Origin of the sequence: Agaribacter flavus, assembly GCF_042646125.1 — a bacterium.
GTDB lineage: Bacteria > Pseudomonadota > Gammaproteobacteria > Enterobacterales > Alteromonadaceae > Glaciecola > Glaciecola flavus.
In genome coordinates this window covers 55615-78269 of sequence record NZ_JBHRSW010000004.1, presented here as the reverse complement: position 1 = coordinate 78269, position 22655 = coordinate 55615, and the positions used below count along the sequence as shown (strand labels likewise).

At 43.6% G+C, this 22655-nt stretch carries 20 protein-coding genes; 7 read left to right on the top strand and 13 right to left on the bottom strand.

Annotation, left to right across the window (positions count from 1 at the left end):
• Positions 1 to 65: 65 nt before the first annotated feature.
• The 4 genes from ACFOHL_RS00385 to ACFOHL_RS00370 all read right to left on the bottom strand — a co-directional run bounded on the left by ACFOHL_RS00385 (position 66) and on the right by ACFOHL_RS00370 (position 4702).
• Positions 66 to 1793 (bottom strand): family 16 glycoside hydrolase, encoded by a 1728-nt coding sequence (locus ACFOHL_RS00385; protein ID WP_376918214.1) that lies wholly within the window; start codon positions 1791 to 1793, stop codon positions 66 to 68.
• A 38-nt stretch (positions 1794 to 1831) separates the two neighbouring features.
• Positions 1832 to 3082 (bottom strand): hypothetical protein, encoded by a 1251-nt coding sequence (locus tag ACFOHL_RS00380; protein ID WP_376918213.1) that lies wholly within the window; start codon positions 3080 to 3082, stop codon positions 1832 to 1834.
• 125 nt (positions 3083 to 3207) lie between these two features.
• Positions 3208 to 3972 carry a hypothetical protein gene (locus ACFOHL_RS00375; RefSeq protein ID WP_376918212.1) on the bottom strand — a complete coding sequence of 255 codons (765 nt, stop codon included), beginning with the start codon at positions 3970 to 3972 and terminating at the stop codon, positions 3208 to 3210.
• A gap of 13 nt (positions 3973 to 3985) precedes the next feature.
• A complete protein-coding gene (locus ACFOHL_RS00370) occupies positions 3986 to 4702 on the bottom strand; it encodes a sensor histidine kinase (RefSeq protein WP_376918211.1) in 717 nt (238 codons plus the stop codon).
• Positions 4703 to 4881: 179 nt separating this feature from the next.
• On the opposite strand from ACFOHL_RS00370, the gene cysB reads away from it, so the two are divergent.
• Positions 4882 to 5856 carry an HTH-type transcriptional regulator CysB gene (cysB, locus tag ACFOHL_RS00365; protein ID WP_376918210.1) on the top strand — a complete coding sequence of 325 codons (975 nt, stop codon included), beginning with the start codon at positions 4882 to 4884 and terminating at the stop codon, positions 5854 to 5856.
• 78 nt (positions 5857 to 5934) lie between these two features.
• Here cysB and ACFOHL_RS00360 read toward each other — a convergent pair whose 3' ends face one another.
• Both ACFOHL_RS00360 and pabB read right to left on the bottom strand, forming a co-directional pair.
• Entirely contained in the window at positions 5935 to 6537 is a 603-nt protein-coding gene (locus tag ACFOHL_RS00360) for a CoA pyrophosphatase (RefSeq protein ID WP_376918209.1), read from the bottom strand.
• A 10-nt stretch (positions 6538 to 6547) separates the two neighbouring features.
• Positions 6548 to 7993 carry an aminodeoxychorismate synthase component I gene (pabB, locus tag ACFOHL_RS00355; protein WP_376918208.1) on the bottom strand — a complete coding sequence of 482 codons (1446 nt, stop codon included), beginning with the start codon at positions 7991 to 7993 and terminating at the stop codon, positions 6548 to 6550.
• Positions 7994 to 8084: 91 nt separating this feature from the next.
• On the opposite strand from pabB, the gene ACFOHL_RS00350 reads away from it, so the two are divergent.
• The 5 genes from ACFOHL_RS00350 (at position 8085) to ACFOHL_RS00330 (ending at position 13611) form a co-directional block, all read left to right on the top strand.
• The gene (locus tag ACFOHL_RS00350; protein ID WP_376918207.1) at positions 8085 to 9614 is read left to right on the top strand and encodes a fumarate hydratase; all 1530 of its coding nucleotides are present in this window, start codon (positions 8085 to 8087) and stop codon (positions 9612 to 9614) included.
• Positions 9615 to 9932: 318 nt separating this feature from the next.
• Entirely contained in the window at positions 9933 to 11567 is a 1635-nt protein-coding gene (gene rmuC, locus ACFOHL_RS00345; RefSeq protein WP_376918206.1) for a DNA recombination protein RmuC, read from the top strand.
• Between the two features lie 72 nt (positions 11568 to 11639).
• Positions 11640 to 11918 (top strand): peptidylprolyl isomerase, encoded by a 279-nt coding sequence (locus ACFOHL_RS00340; protein ID WP_376918205.1) that lies wholly within the window; start codon positions 11640 to 11642, stop codon positions 11916 to 11918.
• A 216-nt stretch (positions 11919 to 12134) separates the two neighbouring features.
• On the top strand, positions 12135 to 12431 hold the full coding sequence (locus ACFOHL_RS00335) for an antibiotic biosynthesis monooxygenase family protein (protein ID WP_376918204.1): 297 nt from the start codon (positions 12135 to 12137) through the stop codon (positions 12429 to 12431).
• 535 nt (positions 12432 to 12966) lie between these two features.
• The gene (locus ACFOHL_RS00330) at positions 12967 to 13611 is read left to right on the top strand and encodes a flavin reductase family protein (RefSeq protein ID WP_376918203.1); all 645 of its coding nucleotides are present in this window, start codon (positions 12967 to 12969) and stop codon (positions 13609 to 13611) included.
• Between the two features lie 28 nt (positions 13612 to 13639).
• Here ACFOHL_RS00330 and ACFOHL_RS00325 read toward each other — a convergent pair whose 3' ends face one another.
• The 7 genes from ACFOHL_RS00325 to xdhA are packed head-to-tail and all read right to left on the bottom strand — an operon-like array spanning position 13640 to position 21679.
• Positions 13640 to 14845, bottom strand: a complete 1206-nt coding sequence (locus ACFOHL_RS00325) for a urate hydroxylase PuuD (RefSeq protein WP_376918202.1) — start codon at positions 14843 to 14845, stop codon at positions 13640 to 13642.
• Complete coding sequence (guaD, locus tag ACFOHL_RS00320; protein ID WP_376918556.1) at positions 14832 to 16148, bottom strand: guanine deaminase; 1317 nt, start codon at positions 16146 to 16148, stop codon at positions 14832 to 14834. The genes ACFOHL_RS00325 and guaD overlap by 14 nt, the downstream gene beginning before the upstream one ends.
• Before the next feature lie 31 nt (positions 16149 to 16179).
• Positions 16180 to 16503, bottom strand: coding sequence for a hydroxyisourate hydrolase (gene uraH, locus ACFOHL_RS00315; RefSeq protein WP_376918201.1), 324 nt, complete (start codon positions 16501 to 16503; stop codon positions 16180 to 16182).
• Positions 16504 to 17016: a 2-oxo-4-hydroxy-4-carboxy-5-ureidoimidazoline decarboxylase gene (gene uraD / locus ACFOHL_RS00310; protein WP_376918200.1), complete on the bottom strand. Its 513-nt coding sequence runs from the start codon at positions 17014 to 17016 to the stop codon at positions 16504 to 16506.
• Positions 17013 to 17894 (bottom strand): xanthine dehydrogenase accessory protein XdhC, encoded by an 882-nt coding sequence (gene xdhC / locus ACFOHL_RS00305; protein ID WP_376918199.1) that lies wholly within the window; start codon positions 17892 to 17894, stop codon positions 17013 to 17015. The genes uraD and xdhC overlap by 4 nt, the downstream gene beginning before the upstream one ends.
• Positions 17887 to 20235, bottom strand: coding sequence for a xanthine dehydrogenase molybdopterin binding subunit (gene xdhB / locus ACFOHL_RS00300; RefSeq protein WP_376918198.1), 2349 nt, complete (start codon positions 20233 to 20235; stop codon positions 17887 to 17889). Before xdhB ends, xdhC begins: the two co-directional genes overlap by 8 nt.
• Complete coding sequence (gene xdhA / locus ACFOHL_RS00295) at positions 20228 to 21679, bottom strand: xanthine dehydrogenase small subunit (protein WP_376918197.1); 1452 nt, start codon at positions 21677 to 21679, stop codon at positions 20228 to 20230. Before xdhA ends, xdhB begins: the two co-directional genes overlap by 8 nt.
• A 316-nt stretch (positions 21680 to 21995) precedes the next feature.
• On the opposite strand from xdhA, the gene ACFOHL_RS00290 reads away from it, so the two are divergent.
• Complete coding sequence (locus ACFOHL_RS00290) at positions 21996 to 22646, top strand: TetR family transcriptional regulator C-terminal domain-containing protein (RefSeq protein ID WP_376918196.1); 651 nt, start codon at positions 21996 to 21998, stop codon at positions 22644 to 22646.
• The last annotated feature ends 9 nt before the right edge of the window (positions 22647 to 22655 follow it).

Below are 22655 nucleotides of genomic sequence, written 5' to 3'. Positions count from 1 at the left end.
GTCTTCACAAATTGATAACAAATATGTGTTTAATATCGTTCAAAAAGACCAGTGCTTTGAAAGTGCTATAGCTTCGCTCTTAGTTTTAACAAAGGGGGGAAAGCGTCTATGTTCCTGATCCTAATGTCCTTATACTCGACTTCTGCGGCTTCTGACTGAATTTGCAGTTGGCCTTCCGTCAGCGGGTTTCCATGTTTGTCTCTTGCATTTTTTAGCGCCATCACTATTCGACCATTGACCATATGAATGGCTTGATCTTCTAATACATAAATGTCTAGCGTATTCCATTTGCCGAGTGGTCGGTCTGCCTCTACTTGCGCGTGTAGGTATCCTTCCCAAGTTTGGAATTGACTGTTGAGATCAAAGACATGCCGATTTTCTTTTTTACTCAACCTCACATCTGCGGTGGGACCGGCCAATGTGATGAAGTCACCCATGTCGGATTCTTGTACTTGATATTCTAAGCTGCTTTTCCAGACATCCCAAAAAGCCCCATGTTCGCCATGGGCGTGATACAAAACACCAGAGTCTCTCTTTTTGTTTAGCCTAGGAGGCCATTTCTTATCTCCCCAGCGCATCTTCAATTGGAGGTGATAGTTTTTAAATGATTGCTTACTGGTTAAGCCGGCAAAGATTTCTCCTGTGATGTGCAGTATTATCTCACCATTTTCCTGATGCGTAGAAAACACCCCTTTGGGGTCGTTATTCAAGCCAATAGGTTTGTCGTAATCAATTGCGGTATTGCCGTTAAACTTTACACTTTTGTCAGGCACACCCATGAATATTTCCCAGTCCGTCAAGTCACTATCCAAAAGCTTAGTCCATTCTGAGAGGGCGGTTATTCGGTTAGATTTAGTGTACGCCGTGGGGAAATCGTCGGGCAAGGCTTGAGTCACCTCACCGCTTGCTGCCCATTCGGTACCGCGCTGTACAAAAGTGATAAAAGGCACACTATTTAATGACTCGGCTTTGGCGGTATCTCTTGCGCCAGCATGCCCAAGCGTATTATGAACAACCCTGCCTTTGCCGTAACGCACAGTAAACAATATGGGCTCATGGTAAGGGGAGGTGCGACCAATAGCGGGGTTGGCCTTACCTGTTACCAACACTTCAATGTTTTTGGCGGGACCTCGCAGTCGAGAGTAAAGTTCATCTTTACTCAATAACCAGTTTTCTGGCATACCTTTGGTAATGGGATGAGTAAAATTCCGAGTAGTGGCCAAGAAGTCCTGACTGGGCGGATGAAAGGTGCCACCAGGTGAGTGGTCTCTCACTAGCTGACCATGTTTAAAATAGATCCGAGGCCCCCAACGTTCATCTCGATTACTGCCTTTTGGGGTGCCTTTAGTTGACAATGGCGGGGAATGCAAATTTGCACCGCCCCATCCACCTAGGCCTATGATTTCGTTGTATTCTTGCCAATTCGGAAAACTATTATCACTCGCGTGGATCAGTACTAAGCCACCCCCATTTTTAATGTACTTAACGAATGCGGCTTTGGTGGTACTAGGCCACTCTTCACCTTCATAATCGAGGATAACTACGTCATAATCTGACCAATTGGGCGCGAAGTTGTCCAAAGATTCGCCACCCGGTGAGGTCACTATTTTGCTAAGTTTAAAAATGCCAGCATCTCGCAAATGTTGTTCGATAGCGGCACTGGTCGCCTGCCAATTGTGAAATTTGTTTGAGCGACCTGTAATTAGCAAAGCATCAATAGAAGACGCCGCGTAAGCGTGGCCTATCGGAAACAGACAGAGCAGGCATAATATGCCTGCAATCACTTTCTTCATCGCGAAACCTCTTATTGCGCGTATGACCACATAATCGACTATTCTCCTACGTGCTGAATTACCAAGGCACGCCATCTGCCACGCGAAAATGCAGTAATATCACCCTCTGGAATTTTTCCATTGGTCACCGCATTAGCTTCGACATGAATAGTGTCGCCTTGTTTGAGCGGGTGTGTACCTAAATCAAAGGTATTTTCGCTATAATCAACGGATGTTTCTGCATTGGTATATTCACCCACTAGTTTATCATTAATAAACACGCGATAAGACGACTCGCCATCAATTTCCGACAAGGTCACGAGTTTCATGGCAAACACTTCGTCAGACAATTTTTTAGGTACTGTGAAGCTAGATCGTAAGAATACATTCCTTGCCGCAGGCTTGACAGCGTTAATTGCCGCCGCCGCTCGCGTTTTATCAATGTAAAAATACGGTTTTGCCTCTGGAGCGGGAGCAAATCCTTCCGTTGCATAAAAGATTTTATAGTACTCTTTTATATCAACCAATTGCGTGCGCTCTTGCATGATAGGTGGGGTATAAACGGTTTCCTTGGGACCAATGCCTTCTGGTGTATAGTTTTTGTCTTGCGTCAAAATAAACTTGTCAATTTCTGTTCCATCTTCTCTCATCGAGATCATTAGCGTGTGTTGGCCTGGTTTCTCTATATCTAACCAAAGTGTGTTAGGTGTGCCACAGTGATTTTCAGGGCGTCGTTGTTGACTCGACCAAGTCCAATTAAACTTTCCTTTACAAAGTTGCAAGCGTTGACCGCTTTCAGGCCAAGCGCCGTTTAGTCCGACATGCATACCGTTGTCTTCAGGTCCGGTGCTAAATGCTCTAGCCCAAACATAGTAGCGTCCGGGGGTTTTTACATAAATAGGGTATGTAAGCACGGCCATTTTACCTGGCTCATTGGTGAAGTTTTCGTCGTGAACTAATAGTTCGTCGTGGTTGGTGCGAGTATCGGGTAATATTTCTAAATAGGCCGAATTACTTGCGCCTTCAATGTGCGTGAGGTCTGGGTCGGCAAAATTATGATCTTTTAGCTGACCGGGAGCGTTTCCAAAGGTAAACCAAGTGCGCTTTTCATTGAGTGTTTGTGATGCATAGTTTTCAGCTTCAACAACAATCATACCATTTTGTTCAATGATTGATTTTGCTTGTAAGGTAGGCACCATGGCCTTGATTTGATTTTTTGTATCGACTGGAGCAGTGGTATTGGTACATGACATCGTAGCCGCGCACAATCCACTTAAAATGGCACTTAAAATGAGTTTGTTGTTTTTCACGTAGTTCTTCCATAGTCATCGCAGATTTTCATTATGCTATGGTAAAAATAGTGTTTTAAATATAAAAAAATTTTGTTAATAAATTATGATTTTTTATCGCAAGGTTTTTACAAATTTAAGTAAGATTACCACTTTTTCTTCGGTGCAAACAAATTATCAATTTCTTCGCTGTCTTTGTTTTTCTTAGCAAGAATGTTTTGCATGTTGTTGTCTTTGACGGTGCTCTCCAGTTGCATAATCATTTTGCTTAGTTCAGCGGCTCTATTTTGTGTGTACTCGTCTTGTGGCGCGTGGTTTTTTAAAGCGGCAATGGCTTTTTCAAAATATTGCCGAGCTGAACCTTGCATACCGGCGGTGACAGAATCATTTCCTCGTTTGTGCAGCGTTTCTACATTTATCCGCAATTGCAAACACTCTAGAACTTTATCTTCACGAGCGTGGATATCTGCACTCACATTGCCTTTGGTGGTTTCAATCCGCAAAATTTGGCGTAGTTTTTTTACCGCTTGAATATACTTTATGATGACTTTGTCAGTAGAGGGCAAGGTAAAACTTGATAGTTCAGGAGCAGGTGCATCGAGGTTGAGCTCATCAAGTGCCGTACTCAGCTCTTTCATTTTTTTCTTTAGTTCGGTAGAAGGTGATTGTGTATACATGCCTTTAAGCGCCAACAGAGCGCGCTTGCGTAAAATTGCGATGAGGGCTTGCGAAACTGGCATTTGCAGTGCCGCAGAAACGGCGACTTCTGTCTCATCAAACACTTGTTTGTGTTTATTAATTTCCTCTCGTTTTTGGGCTTCTTTGCGCTCTTTATGCTGTTGTACAGCTGAAGCAGCAATGCCTCCTACGATGATCGCGGTAATTAATATGATGATTATTGTATAGCTCATTGACAATCCTTTACTACGGCAACTGCAGTTTAAATATACTGCCACCTGTAATCGGGCTATTCGACAGTGTGATGTTTCCTTGTTTGCCTTGGTTTTTATGCGTTTGTGCAATCAGGCGAGCGAAAAACAAGCCTAAACCCGTTCTGCCTTCGCTGATACATTGTTGTGTTAGTTCAATTGTAGACATTTCTAACATTGCGGGGGGATAACCTGGGCCATCATCCTCTACTTGAATCACTAGCTGCTGATTGTCAATGTATGCGCGCAAGCTGACTGACGAGCAGCCGTAACGAATAGCGTTAATGATGACATCGTAGACCAACATATACACCAGATCCCTGTCAAAATACCATGACAAATCTTCATCGACATCTGCACTGACTTGGATATCTTTTTGCTTTATATACACTGCGTTAGATTCGATGATTTCTTCTATTAAGTCGCCCACGTAAACTTCGTCTACGTTAATTGGTAGCGCTTCTACCGACGCTTTATACAAACTCAACACTTGAACGAGTGTGGTATTCATTCTATTGGCTTCATAATGCACAGCGTTAAGTTTATCGAGTACTTCCACGGCCTCTTCAGGAAAACTATTGGCCATTTGTTCGATGGATTGAATCAGCAGACTCAAGCTGTTTTTCATGTCGTGTATAGCTACTGCCATTACCGAGGTGAACTCAATTTGTTCAGGTACGTGTGCTGACTCTGCGGTAGATATTTGCGACATAGTTGTTAGGCCAAACCGTTTAGTGACTAGAAAACAAGTAAAATGCAGATAAAAAAGTAATTTTCTTATGCATTTTAGTTTTATATTCGCTATCATCTATAGCGAGTGCTTGTATCAAGATATCGGCAGCCAAGCCAAAAAAATTAGACGCGCATTTGATTTTCTCAACAAGGTCCTTCATGAAGCTACAACAACTACGCTATATCGTCGAAGTATTAAATAATAATTTGAATGTCTCAGCCACGGCAGAGAACCTATACACCTCACAGCCAGGGATCAGTAAACAAGTTCGGATGCTGGAGGACGAACTAGGTATTCAAATTTTTGGTAGAAGTGGTAAGCACTTAACCCACGTTACCGATGCGGGCAATGAAGTAATTAATATTGCTAGAGAGATATTGGCCAAGGTTGAAAGCATCAAGTCGGTAGCACGAGAACATACTTTACCCGATCAAGGTAAGCTTAACATTGCGACCACCCATACGCAGGCCCGCTATGCACTGCCAGATGTAATACAAGGTTTTATGAGCAAGTACCCCAAAGTATCGCTTCATATGCATCAAGGCACGCCGTCTCAAATCAGTGATTTGGCTGCAAAAGGTGAGGCTGATTTTGCTATTGCGACGGAGTCTCTGCATTTGTACAACGACTTGGTTATGCTGCCTTGCTACCATTGGAACCGTTCTGTCATTGTAAGCAAAACCCACGCCCTAGCTAAAAAAACTTCTATCACTATGGAAGATTTAGCTAAGTATTCTTTAGTTACTTATGTATTTGGCTTCAATGGTCGTTCGGAGTTGGATCGTGCGTTTAACCAAGCTGGATTGGATCCTAAAATTGTGTTCACTGCTACTGATGCGGATGTTATCAAAACCTACGTAAGATTAGGTGTCGGTGTGGGCGTTATTGCGTCAATGGCCGTGGATGAAAACTTGGATTCTGATTTGGTAAAAATCGATGCCAGTCATTTGTTTGATTACAGCACAACAAAAATTGGCTTTAGAAAAGGATCATTCTTACGCAGCTATATGTACGACTTTATTGAGCGCTTTGCGCCACATTTGACAAAAGACGTGGTTGAGCGGGCGATGATGCAAAAAAATAATGAAGAAGTTGAAAAAATGTTCAAAGGCTTAACTCTTCCCGTTAAGTGAGTTTCCCGCTTAAAAAATCATAGCAAAGGTCAACAGACCCTAGTTAAAATCGCAAACACACATGGGTTATAGCTATCTCTATGTCTGTTGCGAGCTTACTAGAGAGAGCTGCTGATACAGCGTATACAGAATGCCTGCAGTGGCTCCCCAAATGGTTCTGTTTTCATATTGAATAAAATGCACCATTTGTTGCTTGTTTTTTCTTGTCAAGCTCAGGCTTTGGTAGTTCTTACCGACTAAGATGAAAGATAAGGGTATTTCAAAAATAGAGGCGACTTCATTTTCATCGGCGCTTAAATGAATTGAAATATCAATTGCCTTTTCTAGGCAAGCCACAACGGGTGTGACTGAAAAACCACTCACTGTCGTGTACGGTGGCATGTTGCCCAGTATTGTGAGTTTATCTGAGAATAAACCGATCTCTTCTTCGGCCTCTCTGCATGCAGTATGAGTCAGATTCTTATCGCTACTTTCTACTTTCCCTCCAGGAAAACTAATTTGACCTGCATGGTGTTTGAGGTGGTGGGCGCGCTCGGTTAGGATTACATTTGCGCCGCTAGCTTTTGGATTTAAGCAAAGCAATACTGCCGCGGGTCTCAATTTTTCTGCTGCAGGCACAATAGATTGCTTGGGTATCGACCAAGGGTGTTGAAAAGCCTTAATAAAACTGGGGGTGTCCATCTATACTGTGTTATTCGCCGTAGTTGGATAAAATAGGTAATATCCTTGCTACTTTATCATGTGTTTCCTGATATTCATTACTAGCCGTTGAATCAAGTACAATTCCACCTCCGGCCCAACAGAAAAGCTCGCCCTTTTCTGCAAGTACCGTTCGGATACAGATACTAGTATCCATGTCGCCATCAATACCAACATAACCGATGCTTCCGCAGTAAATACTGCGTTTGTCGGGCTCTAACTCTTGAATGATTTGCATCGCTCGCACTTTAGGTGCTCCCGTGATTGATCCTCCCGGAAATGCGCCTTTAAGTAAGTCAAAGGGGCTAGCGTCTTGTTTGAGCTCACCTTCTACCGTGCTGACTAAATGATGAACGGCAGAGTAGCTTTCGACAGAAAACAACGCCGGTACTTGGACAGAAAATGCTTGGCAGTGTTTACTCAGATCATTTCTAAGTAAATCGACAATCATCAAATTTTCGGCGCGATCTTTTTCTGAATTAAACAACTCCTCAGCCATGGCTTTGTCTTTGACTGGATCGTCTGCGCGTTTACGTGTGCCTTTAATCGGTTTTGTTTGTACTTTACGGTTTTTTAATTGTAGAAAGCGTTCGGGGGAAAGGCTCAGTATTGCCGCGTTCTCCAATCGAATAAACGCAGAAAAAGGCGCCTTATTGGTTTCACTCAACGCTTTATAGGCCGCCCATTCACAGCCTGTGTATGTGGCACTAAAACGCTGGGCGTAGTTGACTTGATAGCAATCACCGGCTCGTAAGTATGCATCAATTTTTTGCATACCTGCGTCGTACTCGGTTTTTGACATATTCGACTGCCAAGGCGAATTGAGCTTAAACGCCGGAGTGGATTGACTCAAAGTGCGTTCGTCGCTCAAAAAGGGGAGTAGCCACGCTTTTTTCTCTTGCTCAGAGTGACAGGCAGAACAGTGATAAACAATGCCTGTTTGATTATCTACAATAAGAGATTGGTTATAGAAGCCAACTGCAATATCAGGCAAGGTATATTGACTCGGCAAGGCATCTTTTATGTTATCTGTAACGGTATTAATGTCGTATGAAAACAAGCCCATTGCACCCAGTTTATAGGGCAATTGGGGAGCGTTTGTTGCAGTTCGAGCCAAATTTATCTGGCTGGTAAATTCGTTGTGCAACTCGGCTAAACTACTAAATGGACAGTCGCCGCTTGGTGTGGATAAAGAAAAGGCGCTGTTGAAGACCTCAAAAGTAGCGTCTCCCTTGTTGTTTATGGCCTTGTATGAATAAGTAGCAAGGGGATCATAAACGATAATATCGTAACGCCCGTCACTCAGTCGGTTATTTGCCGTATCTAACAACATAGCCCAAGGTTTATGCTGTACTCGTTGAAACAAGGCATGGCATGTTGAAGCGAACGTTTCTATTTTTTCAATGGTAAGCTTGGGTTTAGACGAACTTGTGGACATAGATTCAACAAAGGTTTTCTTGGAGTATTGACACTTTAAGCGGTAGTATACGTGCGAAAATCTCTCAGCAACATATTTTTATGAGGAAGACATGGCTATTATTCGTCAACAAGACTTCATTGACAGTATCGAAGATTCCCTGCAGTTTATTTCATATTACCATCCCTTAGATTACGTTAAAGCCGTAGAAGATGCTTACAATAAAGAGCAAAGTCAGGCAGCAAAAGATGCCATGGCACAAATTCTGATCAACTCAAGAATGTCGGCAGAAGGCAAGCGCCCAATTTGCCAAGACACAGGCATTGTTACCTGCTTTGTAAAAGTCGGGATGGGCGTGCAGTGGGATAAGACGGATATGACTGTGCAAGAAATGGTCGACGAAGGCACAAGACGCGCATATTTAAACCCAGACAATCCTTTGCGTGCCTCGATTGTGGCTGATCCAGCAGGTTCAAGAAAGAATACGAAAGACAATACCCCAGCCGTAGTGCATATCGACATGGTAGCCGGCGAAAAAATCGAAGTAATGATTGCCGCAAAAGGTGGCGGTTCGGAAAACAAGTCAAAAATGGTGATGCTCAATCCCAGTGATGATATCGCAGATTGGGTAGTCAAAACCTTACCATTAATGGGGGCAGGGTGGTGCCCGCCAGGTATGCTTGGTTTAGGTATAGGTGGTACCGCAGAAAAGGCTGCAGTACTGGCTAAAGAGTCTTTAATGGATCCCGTTGACATGCCTGAGCTACTGGCGCGTGGGGCTAAGACCACAGAAGAGAAACTACGTGTTGATATCTACAATAAAGTCAATGCCTTAGGCATAGGTGCACAAGGTTTGGGCGGTTTGACCACTGTTGTCGATGTTAAAATTAAGTCTGTACCTACCCACGCGGCCTCTAAGCCCGTTGCCATGATCCCCAATTGTGCCGCAACACGCCATGCACACTTTTACTTAGATGGTAGTGGACCGGCTGAGCTCAAAGCACCGGCCTTGGACGATTGGCCAGAAGTAACTTGGGAAGTGAGCGAAGGCACGCGTCGCGTAAATATGGACACCTTAACTAAAGAAGACATTCAAGAGTGGAAAGTCGGTGAAACCGTTTTACTCAGCGGTAAAATGCTTACTGGAAGAGACGCGGCGCACAAGCGTATTCAAACCATGCTGCAAAACGGCGAAGGTTTACCAGAAGGCGTGGACTTTACCAATAAATTTATATACTACGTAGGCCCTGTGGATGCAGTGGGTGAAGAAGTCGTAGGACCTGCAGGGCCTACGACAGCGACGAGAATGGACAAGTTTACCGACTTGATGCTTGAAGAAACCGGTATCATTGGCATGATAGGTAAGGCGGAGCGCGGAAATGCAACGGTTGAGAGCATTGCTAAACATAAGTCCGTATACCTCATGGCTGTTGGTGGTGCGGCATACTTGGTTTCAAAAGCGATTAAGCAAGCCAAAGTCGTGGCGTTTGAAGATTTAGGAATGGAAGCCATTTACGAATTTGAAGTAGAAGATATGCCTGTTACCGTAGCAGTGGATAGCACTGGTTCGAACGCTCACCAAACGGGTCCTGCTATTTGGAAGGCTAAAATTGCTGAGTTAGACGCTGCACTAGCCAAGTAATTGCCAAGTTTGAGGCTCGCAAGCTGTGCTTGTGAGCCAAATTAGCAGTTTGCAGTCTCTTCAATGCTCAATGTAGTCTAGAATAAAAGGCATGGTGTCTTATTATCTTCCCTTGAATTGATTGAAGACGACCTTGTGTTTTATTGCATAGCAATTGGGATGCTTTCCCTTCATAGCACCCCATTCGCTTAAATATTTTTTGTTCTTTCCCATCGGAGTCAATGTTAGTAAATGGACGCGTTTCTTGCCCTTTCTGTTCTTGTAAAGTTAGCCATCGTTTTGCCTTGTGTGCTGTTAATCGTATGTGTGTGTTGGCTTATGATTGTCCTTAAAAAGAACAAGCAAAACGAATTAGCACTGGTTGAAAGTTACAAAAACTACGAAGTTTTACAGGTGCAATACCTGCAAAGTGGTGAAAAAGTAGAAGAAATGGACAGTCAGCTTGACGAGCTCAAGCGACAGGCAATCATTGATAAACAAAGCTTTGAAGGCAAGATTGATGGTTTGCAAAGCTTAAATACGCAAAACCAACGAACCATCGGAGAAATGCATCAAAAAATTGAAGATCTAGAGCGAATAGCGCAAGAAAGACTAGATTTACAAGCTCGATATGATCAACTCTTGGACAAAAACCAACAGTTGAGTGAGCGGTATTCTGTACTTCAATCGTCTCTTGAAAAAGAAAGAGAGTACATGCAAGAAAAGCTGGAACTTGTTAATAAAGCTGAAAAGCGTTTGGGCTCAGAGTTTGAAAACATTGCCAATAAGATATTTGAACAAAAGGCAGAGAAGTTCACTAAAACCAGCGAAACTGGATTAAGCCAGCTGCTCAGTCCATTAAAAAACCAAATTGATGACTTTAAAAAACAAATCACCGATCAATATGTGACTGAAGGTAAAGAACGGGCTTCACTCAAGTCTGAAATTCTTGGGTTAAAAGAATTAAACCAAAAAATCACACAAGAGGCCTCAGCACTGACTAATGCACTAAAAGGTGATAATAAACAACAAGGGAATTGGGGAGAGATTGTCCTTGAGCGAGTGTTAGAAGAGTCTGGTTTACGCGCAGGGCATGAGTATGAAGTACAAAAAAGTGCAGTAAATGAAGAAGGCAAACGTTACCAACCGGATGTAGTGGTGCATCTACCCGACAATAAAGACATCGTTATCGATTCGAAAGTGTCTTTACTCGCTTATGAAAGAGCCGTGAATGCTGAAGACAAGGCCGCACGTGAGCAGGCTTTAAAGGAGCATGTGAATTCGCTTAGAGGCCATATTAAGGGGCTTAGTAAAAAGGACTATCAAGATTTACAGGGTTTACAAACCCTTGATTATGTATTGATGTTTGTACCGGTAGAATCTGCTTTTATCGCGGCTATTGAGGCTGACCAGACCTTGGTAAAACTTGCATTAGACAATCAAATATTACTTGTAAGCCCAACAAATCTACTCGTGGCGCTACGTACCATTCACAATATTTGGCAGTACGAATACCAAAACCAAAATGCAGCAAAAATTGCTGAACAAGCTCGTAAGATGTACGAGAAATTCGCGAACTTTGTGTTAGACATGGAAAAAATTGGTAAGCATATTGATCAAACGAGCAAGTCGTACGAGGCCGCAATGAACAAACTGTCTACAGGTCGAGGTAACCTGATCAATCAAGCTCAGTCGTTTAAGAAGCTTGGGATTAGCTCTAAAAAATCGATTGACGAAAAATATCTTACAGAAGCGGTTGAGGAAGACGAGCTACCCTCTCATTCTGAAGAGTCTGTCGAAGAAACATGCATTCAAGCGGCAGATGATAAACCAGAGCCAAGCTCAGATGAAACATCAACAGATAATGACAAGACACAACCAGAAGCAGATGATGCGGACGATCCAGATGATTCAGATGACCTAGAAACAGGTTCAGATAACGTTGAAGAAGAAAAGGAAAAAAGCGAGCCATAAAAATGCACAACTTTAACGAAGACTGGCGAACCACCTCGCTAAGTGATCAAATGCCAGCCAGAGGAGAGTATCATGCAACGTGCCAGCGCATACCATATTCTAGTGAAGACAAAAGAAGAAGCCGAAAAAATCAGGCAGCAATTGGCCAAAGGTGCTAACTTTCAGCAGCTAGCTAAAAAGCATTCTATCTGTCCGTCTTGCAAACGAGGAGGAGATTTAGGGGAGTTTAGTCGTGGAGGTATGGTCAAAGCCTTTGACGATATTGTTTTCAAAAAGGCTTTGTTTGAAGTGCATGGTCCAGTAAAAACCAAATTTGGCTTTCATTTGATTAAGACTGTCTACCGGAGTTAGGTTTTCGTTTGTAGATGGTTTCTTTTCTTAGCTTGTGGAAGCGAGCAAAATCAGCGCGCAATATCGGCTTACACAAGCAATTAGCTCGCTCGCTAATATACTCAACGGTAAACCGAACCCAATTGTTGCCGGAACAACGCAATGCGCTGAAGCAATTAATATGCTTGAGCGTTAGTAACCAGATTTATCTGACACCCAAAGGGAGGAGGTACTGACATGTTTGCAGTAATTTTTAAAGCCGTTATCGGTCAGCAAGATGATCACTATTCGCAAACGGTTGGTGTTATGCGAGACCTAGCGATTACACATTACAATTGTGTTGACTTTATTGCGGTGACCGAGGGCGAACAGGAAATTGCAATTTCTTACTGGTCTAACGAGGAGGATATTCAGCGCTGGCACCAAGATGCCAAACACCGTATTGCACAGCAACTTGGACAAAAAAAGTGGTATCAGAGATACACGGTTGAAGTGGTCGAAATTAAACGCCAATACAGCTATAACAATCAATAAACACGGTTGAAGGCAAAGGTAGAAAATCACTCGCCCCTCGCAAAAAAAGTTTTTGTTGTATTCTTGACCTTGCTCACTAAGGGTATAGCCTCTGATCAATCCTTCCTCAACAAATGCAAAACTCGTGGGGACTTCTCCCGCTTTGTAAAGCAAGTCTCTTTTTTGCAATTTAAATGGCTTGCAAAGTCCAGAGAACACTCTCCAAGTTTTTTGCGACAAAGGCGCGTAACTTTCCACGACCGCTTTTAGTGCTTGAAAATTATTATCTTGCAACAAACATCCTCTACTAAGTAGTGTTTCAACACAGCTAAAATCTTAAACATATGGATCACACATTTTCCATCATGGTTAGGTTATTCTACTTCATTACTGCCATGCCGAAAAAACAAAATTGTGTTAGCATTGCATTAGACAATCTGACAACGCTCGTACTGTCAGCAGACCTATTGATGGCGCATACATGCTTTAAAACGCACGCCATTCACAATATGTGATACTAGAAATACCAAAACCAAGCCATAAAAAGACACAAAATATGATAATCGATTTTACTGCATATACCTCAAGCGAGCGTTATCACTTGATGACACAAACGCTCATTCCACGTCCGATAGCTTGGGCTTTGACGGCATCTGACTTGTCTGGTGATAAAATATTAAATCTTGCCCCTTTCTCATATTTTACTGCTGTATCCAGCGAGCCGGCATTAATGATGATTTCTGTGGGTAAAAAGCCGTCTGGTGAAAACAAAGATACCCTGAGCAATGTGCTAGAGAATAAAAAAATAGTGATTCATATTGCTTCAAGTGCACAAGCAGCACTCGTAACTCAAACTGCAGCAACACTTGAACTCGGTGAGTCTGAGATTTCGATGATTCGATCTCAAGGAACGGGCAAGGAGTTGAGTACGGCAGATTTTGATGGTTTTGACTTACCTAGGTTGGCCGACTGCGATATCGCATATGCTTGCGAATTGTTTGAGGTAAAACATATCGAGAACGCCTCTCAGGTACTCATTTTTGTTGAAATTAAACAGGTGTATATAAACGCAGATAGCACCTCGAGAGATGATAAACAACGTTTAAAAATCCACGCCGATAAAATAGCACCGCTGGCTAGGCTTGGCGCAAATGAATATACAGGTATTACCTCACCATTTACCGTGCAACGTCCGAAGTGAACAAACGACCAAACGGCGCGGATAATTTTTATTCTTTTTCTCTGCTATGCCAAGCCTTTAGTAGATTTCTTTCCTCATCACTCATTTGTGTTTTGTTCAAAAAGGGCATATCACGGGTAACGGTCGTTCGGTGAATGATTTGCGTTTCCAAGCGCTCGATATCTTCCCACGTATCCAATATTACGCCCAATGGCGCAACTTTAAAGATATCATCTGTGGGTGTTGAAGAGTGGCAAGATATACAGTGCTTGCTTATCAAACTTTGCACCACTGCTTGTGTCGGTATGTCTACACCCGAATTTACAGCGCTATCGATATCTGATGGTGAACTCTGTTTTGGCCATGAAACCCATGCGGAGAGTGCAAGCATAGCGATAAAACCTGAAATCAGTATGCTAGGCTTAATTGTACCTGCGTGTTTGAGGTTGAAAAAATGGCGTATCCAAGCTGAGATAGCAATAATGAGTACTAAGACCAACCAGTTCAACTCATGCTGATAAGTCATCGGATAATGGTTGCTTATCATGATAAAAAGCAAGGGTAGGGTGAAATAGTTGTTGTGTACTGAGCGCAGTTTTGCCCCAGCACCCCAAGCTGGATCGATATTTTTTTTATTGGCTACGGCGTCGACCATTTTTCGCTGGGCAGGCATAATGTTGAAAAATACATTGCCTACCATGATGGTACCAATCAGCGCACCTACGTGAATATATGCCCCTCTGCCACTAAACCATTCTGTAGCTAACCACGTGGCTACCGTGATGAAAGTCATTAAACACAGAGCAAAAGCTTTTGGGAATTGACCGAGTGGACTTCTGCAAGCCGCTTCGTAAATCGCTAAACCAACGAATATATAAGCTAGACCCAAGGTAATCGCTTGCCCTTCTGACATCGCTTTAACACTAGGGTCAATCAAATAAGCAGATGCGCCCAAATAATAAACGATAATCAACAAGGCCATGCCACTTATCCAAGTGGTATAGGCTTCCCATTTGAACCAATGTAAGGTACTCGGCATTTTTTCCGGGCCGTAGGCATATTTGGCCACCTCGTAAAAGCCACCACCATGCACCGCCCACAAATCACCTTTTATGCCTTTGTCTTTTTTCCACTTAGGTGGCTCTCTGAGGCTGTTGTCGAGCCAAATGAAATAAAATGAAGCACCTATCCAAGCGACACCTGCAATAACGTGAAACCATTTTACGAAAAGTGATAACCAATCAAGCCACGGCATTTACCGGCTCCTCTACTGTTTTGTTTGTACCTAACTGCGCAATGCCTGCAATGTAAGTTTGATTTATGCATCTTTCGTCACCCATTATTGAAAGGGCAAATAAGGTATCGGCGCAGTCAGACGTATCGTTTATTCTTAGCGTTGACAAACTGTTAAAATGTGGCTCAAGGACGACAAAATCGGCAAAGGTATTTGGATTTAAGTTGCCAATGTCTTTGTCTAGCTCAAGCGCTGCAGCGGCACCCATTGTCATCATATATAGGCCTTGCAGTGGGTCAATGGCTTGCCCCTTTAGTTGACTTACTTTGTAGGCTTCACCATAGGTTCGCAACAAATTGAAACTGGTGCCCGCTCCCACATCACTAGCAAGGGCTTGTTGAACTTGATACTTGTCAGCAGTCTGTTTGTCAAACAGGCCACTGCCCAAGAAAAGATTGGAACTCGGACAAAAAGCGACCGTTGCACCCGCAGATGAAAGGGCTTGCCATTCTTCATCTTGCAAGTGAATACAATGCCCAAAAACAGCGCGTTTACGCACTAAGCCATAGTGTTGGTAAACGCCCAAATAATTACTGCAATGTGGAAAAAGGCTACTTACCCATGCTATTTCGTCTTTGTTCTCTGATAGATGTGTTTGAATAAAAACATCCGGATACTCGCTGGCCAATTTCCCTAGCGCTTGCAATTGCTCGTCGCTACTTGTGGGGGCAAATCGAGGCGTAATGGCATATAAACTTCTTCCTTTCCCATGCCATTTTTCTATCAATGCTTTGCTTTCTTGATAAGCAAGTTCAGGGGTATCTTGCAAATCTTCGGGGCAATGCCTATCCATGCATACTTTACCGGTAATCATTGCCATATTGCGTTTTGCAGCCGCTGAAAAGAGGGCGTTGCAAGCATGAGCATGCACAGTAGAAAACGCCAATGCGGTAGTCGTACCATTGCGCACAAGCTGTTGGATAAAATGGCCAGCCATTTTCTCACTATAGCTCTTGTCAGCAAACTTTAGCTCGGTTGGAAAGGTGTATTCGGCTAACCAAGCAAGTAACTGTTCGCCGTAGCTGGCAATCATTTCGGTTTGTGGAAAGTGCGTGTGGCTGTCAATAAAGCCGGGCACAATTAGCTTGCCACTATAATCAGTAAGCGGCATGCTGGGAAATGTTTGTTGAATTTGTTTGTAGTCATCAATGGCTGTGATTTTGCCATTTTCTACCACTATTGCGCCATCATGCAAATAAACAATATCATCTTTTGGGGATGTGCTCACTTTGGGGAAGTGTGCAATACTCCCTCGGAAAATCATTGATGACGAAGACAGGTTCGCACTCACGCTGTTAGCTGCCTCTATAACTACTAAAGCCGAATGGTGAAATAAGCAGAGGGACATGATAGTGCCCGCCGTTTTCTTGTATTTCAAACGCGATGTCTACATGGGGATAAAAGCTCTCGCCGTGCTTCTCGAGTAAATATTCTTTGCAGTAAAAACGCAAAGTATAGATCCCCGCCGAAAACTCCACGTCTCCCCATTGCTTGCATCTTCCATCGTTATCAGTCACCGCTTCAATACTATCGCCGCTTGCTGTGGTTAAGCAAAGTTTCATGCCTGCTGCTGGCTTTCCTGAAGTTGTATCCAGTACGTGGCTTGATAAGCTGTTCATCTATTCTGTTTCTCCAAAGGCTTTGTCTATGCGCAATAGTGTAATTTTTAACTGTTCGGCTGCGGCGGTTTTCAATTCAGCTTCGGTGCTGTTTACTAAGCGTTGTTCTAATATACTCAACATAGTTTGTGCCGAAAGCCCTGTCGCACAAACAATAAAGATAAAGCCGTGCTTATCCAAATATGCTTTATTTTGTGCTTTCAAACACTGTAACACCTCGTCACTTGCCACTTGGGTACCGCTTTGTTCATTGGCTGCCAGTGCTTTGGTATTGGCGAATTTTTTTCGTAGACTGTTAATGTCGCCAATCATCGGGTGCCCGCTGAAAGCTTCAAGATAATCGTTTTTTAGCATATCGCCCCAACAACGCGCGGCTTGTTGTTTTAATTGTTTTGCATCGTTGTAGGGGCGGTTGCTAACCATTAATTGGCACCAACGGGAGGCGGTACATGTTTGCATAAACCAATTAATGGCATCCACTGTCGTCAGTGTATTTAATTCGTCAATTGTCATACGGTTTGCTCATGACTGGCGTTGAAGCTAGGAAGCTCGGCTGATTCATTTGAGGTTTGCTCTTTGAGCTGTAGTTGTTTGATCAGTTGTGCGCTGATTGATACTGCGACTTCGATAGGGCGTTTGCCTGCGATTTCACGGCAGCCGATAGGGCTGACGAGCGTACTAATTTGTTCGGGTGTATAACCGCGATTAGCTAATCGACATTTAAAGCGTTTGGCTTTCGTTTCTGAACCAATCATGCCAAGAAAGCTCAATTTACCTTGCTTAATTCCAGTCTCTACTAAATCATAGTCTAACTGATGGTTGTGTGTGAGGATCACTGCCCAAGCTTTTTTGGGTAAATTTTCCATTTCGATACAGGGATCGTCATCGAAGATTTTCTTAACGTTCGGCAAGTACTCAGCATGCATGTCGCCTTGGAAATAATCCTCGCGGTTATCTATCCACTTTATTTGCAGGGGCAGCTGCGCCAATATTGGCACAAGTGCTTGCGCGACATGGCCAGCACCAAATACAGCAAGATGTTGGGTATGTTGAGTGTGAACTTCAAATAAGAGCTTCATCGCACCACCACAACACTGCCCAAGTTTACTCGATAAAGGATACGACACTATTTTTTGCGTCATGGTGCCGTCGGCGAGCAAGGAACGGGCTTCTTGGATGGCTTCATATTCTAAATGCCCGCCACCAATTGTATCAAACTGAGAGGCCTCGGTGATGAGCATTTTTGTGCCGCCTTCGCGAGGCGTAGAGCCTGCAGTATGCAACACAGTTATCAATACATAAGCTTGCCCTTGTTGTTGACACCGATAAAGTGCTTCAAACCAAGTATTGATTGGTATGCCGGCTTGTGCAGGATGACGTATGCTAGTCATTAGACGTCCCTTGAGTGATTGTGGTTACGGCTTGTAACACACGTTCAGGCGTCGCGGGTGTGTCTAGTTGTGGATCAATCTGGTAGTCACTTAAGCTCGAAATGGCATCTTTGATTGCGCACCACACCGAGATTGCCAACATAAAAGGAGGTTCACCGACTGCTTTCGAATGATAAATACTGTCTTCTGCATTTGGACGATCGTACAAATCGACATTGAATATTTCAGGGGTATCGCCAATCGCTGGTATTTTGTAGGTTGCAAGATTATTGCTTGTTAGATGGCCTTTTTCATTCCAGCGTAAATCTTCGCTAGTCAACCAGCCCATACCCTGAATAAAGCCACCTTCTATTTGTCCTTTGTCAATGGCAGGGTTAATACTCGCTCCGACGTCGTGCAAAATGTCAACTCGATTTACTGCGTACTCACCGCTCAAGGTATCAATCGTGACCTCAGACACAGATGCACCATAGGCAAAGTAAAAGAAAGGCCGACCTTTTCCTGTGTTTCTGTCGTAATGTATTTTTGGTGTCTTATAAAACCCATTGGCAGAAAGAGAGACTCTATTCATATATGCTTGTTGGACAAGCTCAACAAATGGGATGCTGTGCTCACCAAGACATACCTTATTGTTTGTGAATACGACCTCTGTTGGTTCTGCTTTACATTGGCTAGCGTAGAATTCAGCAAGTGCTTGTTTAATTTTAATGCAGGCATTTTGTACGGCTTTACCGTTTAGGTCCGTTCCGCTCGATGCAGCGGTCGGTGAAGTATTGGGTACTTTGTCAGTACGAGTAGAGGTGACCTCTACATCGTCAATAGAAACGCCAAATTCGTTGGCTGTGATTTGTGCAATTTTTGTATGTAGCCCTTGACCCATTTCGGTGCCACCATGGTTAGCTTGAATGCTGCCATCCGTATATACGTGTACCAGTGCTCCTGCTTGATTGAGGTGTTTGGCGGTAAAAGAAATACCAAATTTTACGGGGGTCAGTGCCAAGCCTTTTTTTAATATAGGGTTTTCTTGATTGAACGTGGTAATGGCTTCTCGGCGCTGCCAATACTCGCTAGATTGGCTCAGCTTTTCGAGGATGTCAGGGAGTATGTTGTTCTCGACCTTCATGCCATAAGGGGTAGTATTTCTTTCAGCATTGTCGTAAAGGTTATTTAATCGGGTGGTCAGCGGATCTTGACCGGTTTTTCGTGCAATCGCGTCCATGATAGCTTCGGCCATTATCATTCCCTGCGGACCGCCAAAACCTCGATACGCGGTGTGCGAAACTATATTAGTCTTGAGACGGTGCCCTTGAATGTGGCTCTCACCTAAAAAGTATGCGTTGTCGGCGTGGAACATAGCGCGATCAACAATTGCATCTGATAAATCAGCAGAATGCCCACAGTTTCCGTTAACTGTAATTTTTGCACATTGAATGCGTCCTTTGTCATCAAAACCCACTTCATAGTCATTTTCAAAAGGATGACGCTTTCCAGTAGCGATCATATCCAATTGACGAGGCAAACGAATTTTGACTGCGCAGTTGTTTCGTCTAGCTAAAAGCGCGGCTATGCAGGCCCATTGTGCCGCTTGGGTCTCTTTTCCTCCAAACCCTCCGCCCATGCGACGCATATCGACAACGACTCTGTTGAGTTTGACATCCAGCACCTCTGCCACGAGTTTTTGTACTTCGCTAGGGTGCTGACTGGAGGTATAAATGTGCATTCTGTCTTCTTCTTCGGGGATGGCCAGTGACACTTGTCCCTCGAGATAGACGTGCTCTTGTCCTCCCACAGAAAGTTGACCACTGATACGGTTTTCGGCTGCAGCTAACGCTTGGCCTGCATTGCCGGCAATCATATCGTGAGTAGGACGGACAAATGAAGAATGGCTTAGTGCAGTATCAACATCAAGTATAGGGGTGGTTTCGATGAGCTGAATGTCACCAAGCAGAGCAGCTCGCCGCGCGTTAATCATCGAGTCTGCGAGGACGGCAAAAACCGCCTGACCAGAAAACTTGATTTCGCCATCAGCCAATACAGGATCACCATCGAATACAGGGGCAATATCGACATGCCCAGGTACATCTTTTGCGGTAATAACATCAATCACGCCAAGGCTGGCCTTTACTTTTTCGAGATTAATCGCGGATATAGTTCCACACGTTGCGCGGCTGATGCCAATCGCTGCATATTTTGTGTTCGCAGGCTCTGGCATATCATCAACATAGCGAGCACTGCCACATACCTGCCGTTGCGCACTTTCGTGTTGAGTACTTTTACCTACTTCTTGAGACTCATGCTTGATTGTTGGAGTTGATCCTGTTTGCTCAAGTAATTTACGCATGGTTTATGACTCTTGTTTCAATTGCTTGTGTGGCGTGATTGGTTTCTAGCCAGAAACGATGCCATAGATTTGCTACCACTGTTGTTCTGTACTGCGCGCTTGCACGCACGTCATCTATGGGCGTAAATGCGTTTTCGAGAATGCTCTTTGTCTCATCTAATACTTGTTTATTTGCCCATAGTTTGCCGACAAGCGCTTCCTTTAAATGAGAGCACTGAACTGGCGTAGCTGCTACGCCACCAAAACCTGTACTCAGTTCGAGAACACAACCCTTGCTATCTAAACAAATAGAAAAGGCCGCACAGACCGCGGAAATATCGTCTTCAAATCGTTTTGACACTTTGTAAACTTTAACCATTTGAGATAGCGTGGGTAAGGGGATTTGAATGGAGTCTATCCATTCGTCCGGTGCTAGCTTAGTTTGTCTGTAGCCGGTAAAAAATTCATCAATCGCTATCGCTCGATACGCCTTTCCGTTGTCGACTACTACCGTAGCATTGAGTGCAAGTAATACCGGTGGCATATCACCGATTGGCGAGGCGTTGGCAATATTGCCTCCTAAGGTTGCTTGATTTCGGATTGGCAGTGACGCAAAGCGTTCGATAATTTCGTTAAGCGAAGGGAAATACTCAATTAGCGAACCTTGCACTCGACTTAGAGAACATGCTGAGCCGATAATTAACTTGTCATCCGTCACCTCAATGCGAGATAAACTTGGTAAGTGAGATAGGCTTATCAAGGTATCAAGAGGCTTGAGTTGTTGCGTGTGTTCGAGGGCTAAATCCGTGCTACCAGCCACCAATTTTGCTTGAGGATTTGCCTGTATTGCTTGTTGCAAGGCTTGTCGTGTATTCGGCAGTAAGAGCTTTTCAGTACCCCCTGAGGATTTGGCGCGTATTGCTTGCAAACGCTTCACAGTGGCTGATGTTTGCGCAGTAAATTGGTCATTGGGAATTTGACCACAAGCTTCCATTGCCGCATTGATAATCGGTTTATACCCAGTACACCTGCAGAGGTTGCCAGATAATGCAGTGTTTATTTCATGACGCTCAAGCGTCCTATTGGTTTCGGTTTGGTGATATAACGCAAACATCGACATAATGAAACCGGGTGTACAAAAGCCGCATTGAGAACCGTGCTTATCAACCATGGCCTGTTGCACGGGGTGCATATTTTTGGTGGTGCCGAGATGTTCAACGGTTATTAACTGTTTACCATGGATAGCAGATAAAAAAGTAACGCAACTATTGAGTGAATAATAAGTCAATGTATTATCCGGCTTGGGCTCGGCAACGACGACAGTACATGCGCCGCAATCTCCCGATGCACACCCTTCTTTTGTACCGTGCATCTTGCGATGTTCTCGCAAGTAGTTTAAAACGGTTAAATCTGCGCGCGCGTGCTCGATGGACACGTGCTCATTGTTTAATAAAAATTCAATCACCGAGCAGTCTCTTAAATTTCATGGTAAGGTTTACGCTATACTATATATGTGTTTTGATTGTAAAAACAGACCAAATGGTCAAAAAATATTATAGTGGTTTGTAGCAATTTGTATACCTAAGCTTAGTAAAGTTTGTAAAATATTCATCACTCTCAAGTCGCCCCTGACAAGTAAAGGCTTATAGAGTTTATTGAAATAGGTGTTGGGTTTTGAATTTTCGCAATGATTGTCTTATGCTGCATCAAACAAGGGCAAGAAAGTTTATACTTGCACCCAGTTATTACACGTCGGTGTTTCTAAAAGGAAAAAATATAGAATGACAATAAAAGCTGCTTTAGATGGCAGAATAGGTGCCAAGAATAAAGCAACGATTGTAAAAGCGGCAGAAAGGGCGTTTGCAAAACATGGATTTAAAGGTACATCTGTTCAGCAAATAGCGGATGCCGCGGGTTTACCAAAAACCAATGTACTTTATTATTTTAAGTCAAAACAAGGATTATATTTGGCCGTGCTTCAACAAATCATGGCTATCTGGAACTTAAGTTTTGACAAAGCCACAGCAAATGATGATCCAGCCGAGACCTTAGCAGAGTATATTTCTGAAAAGATGGAAGTGTCGAGAACGCGCCCGTATGCCTCAAAGGTGTTTGCAATGGAGATCATCAATGGCGCGACCAACTTTCAAGGCTCCTTTTTAGAGGAGCATCGGGAGTGGATGAATGGTCGAACGGCAGTGATTGATGCTTGGGTTGCACAAGGAAAAATGCCCCCCATTGACGCGCACTATCTCTTGTATCACATTTGGGCGAGTACTCAGCACTACGCAGATTTTTCAACCCAAATTAGTAATCTGCGCGGTAGCACAATGAAAAAAGCCGATTACAAAATAGCCACATTAAACTTAGTGAATATGATTTTACAAGGGTGTGGGCTGCAAGTGCCCAAAGAATATCAACTATTGAAGTAACAAGGGTAA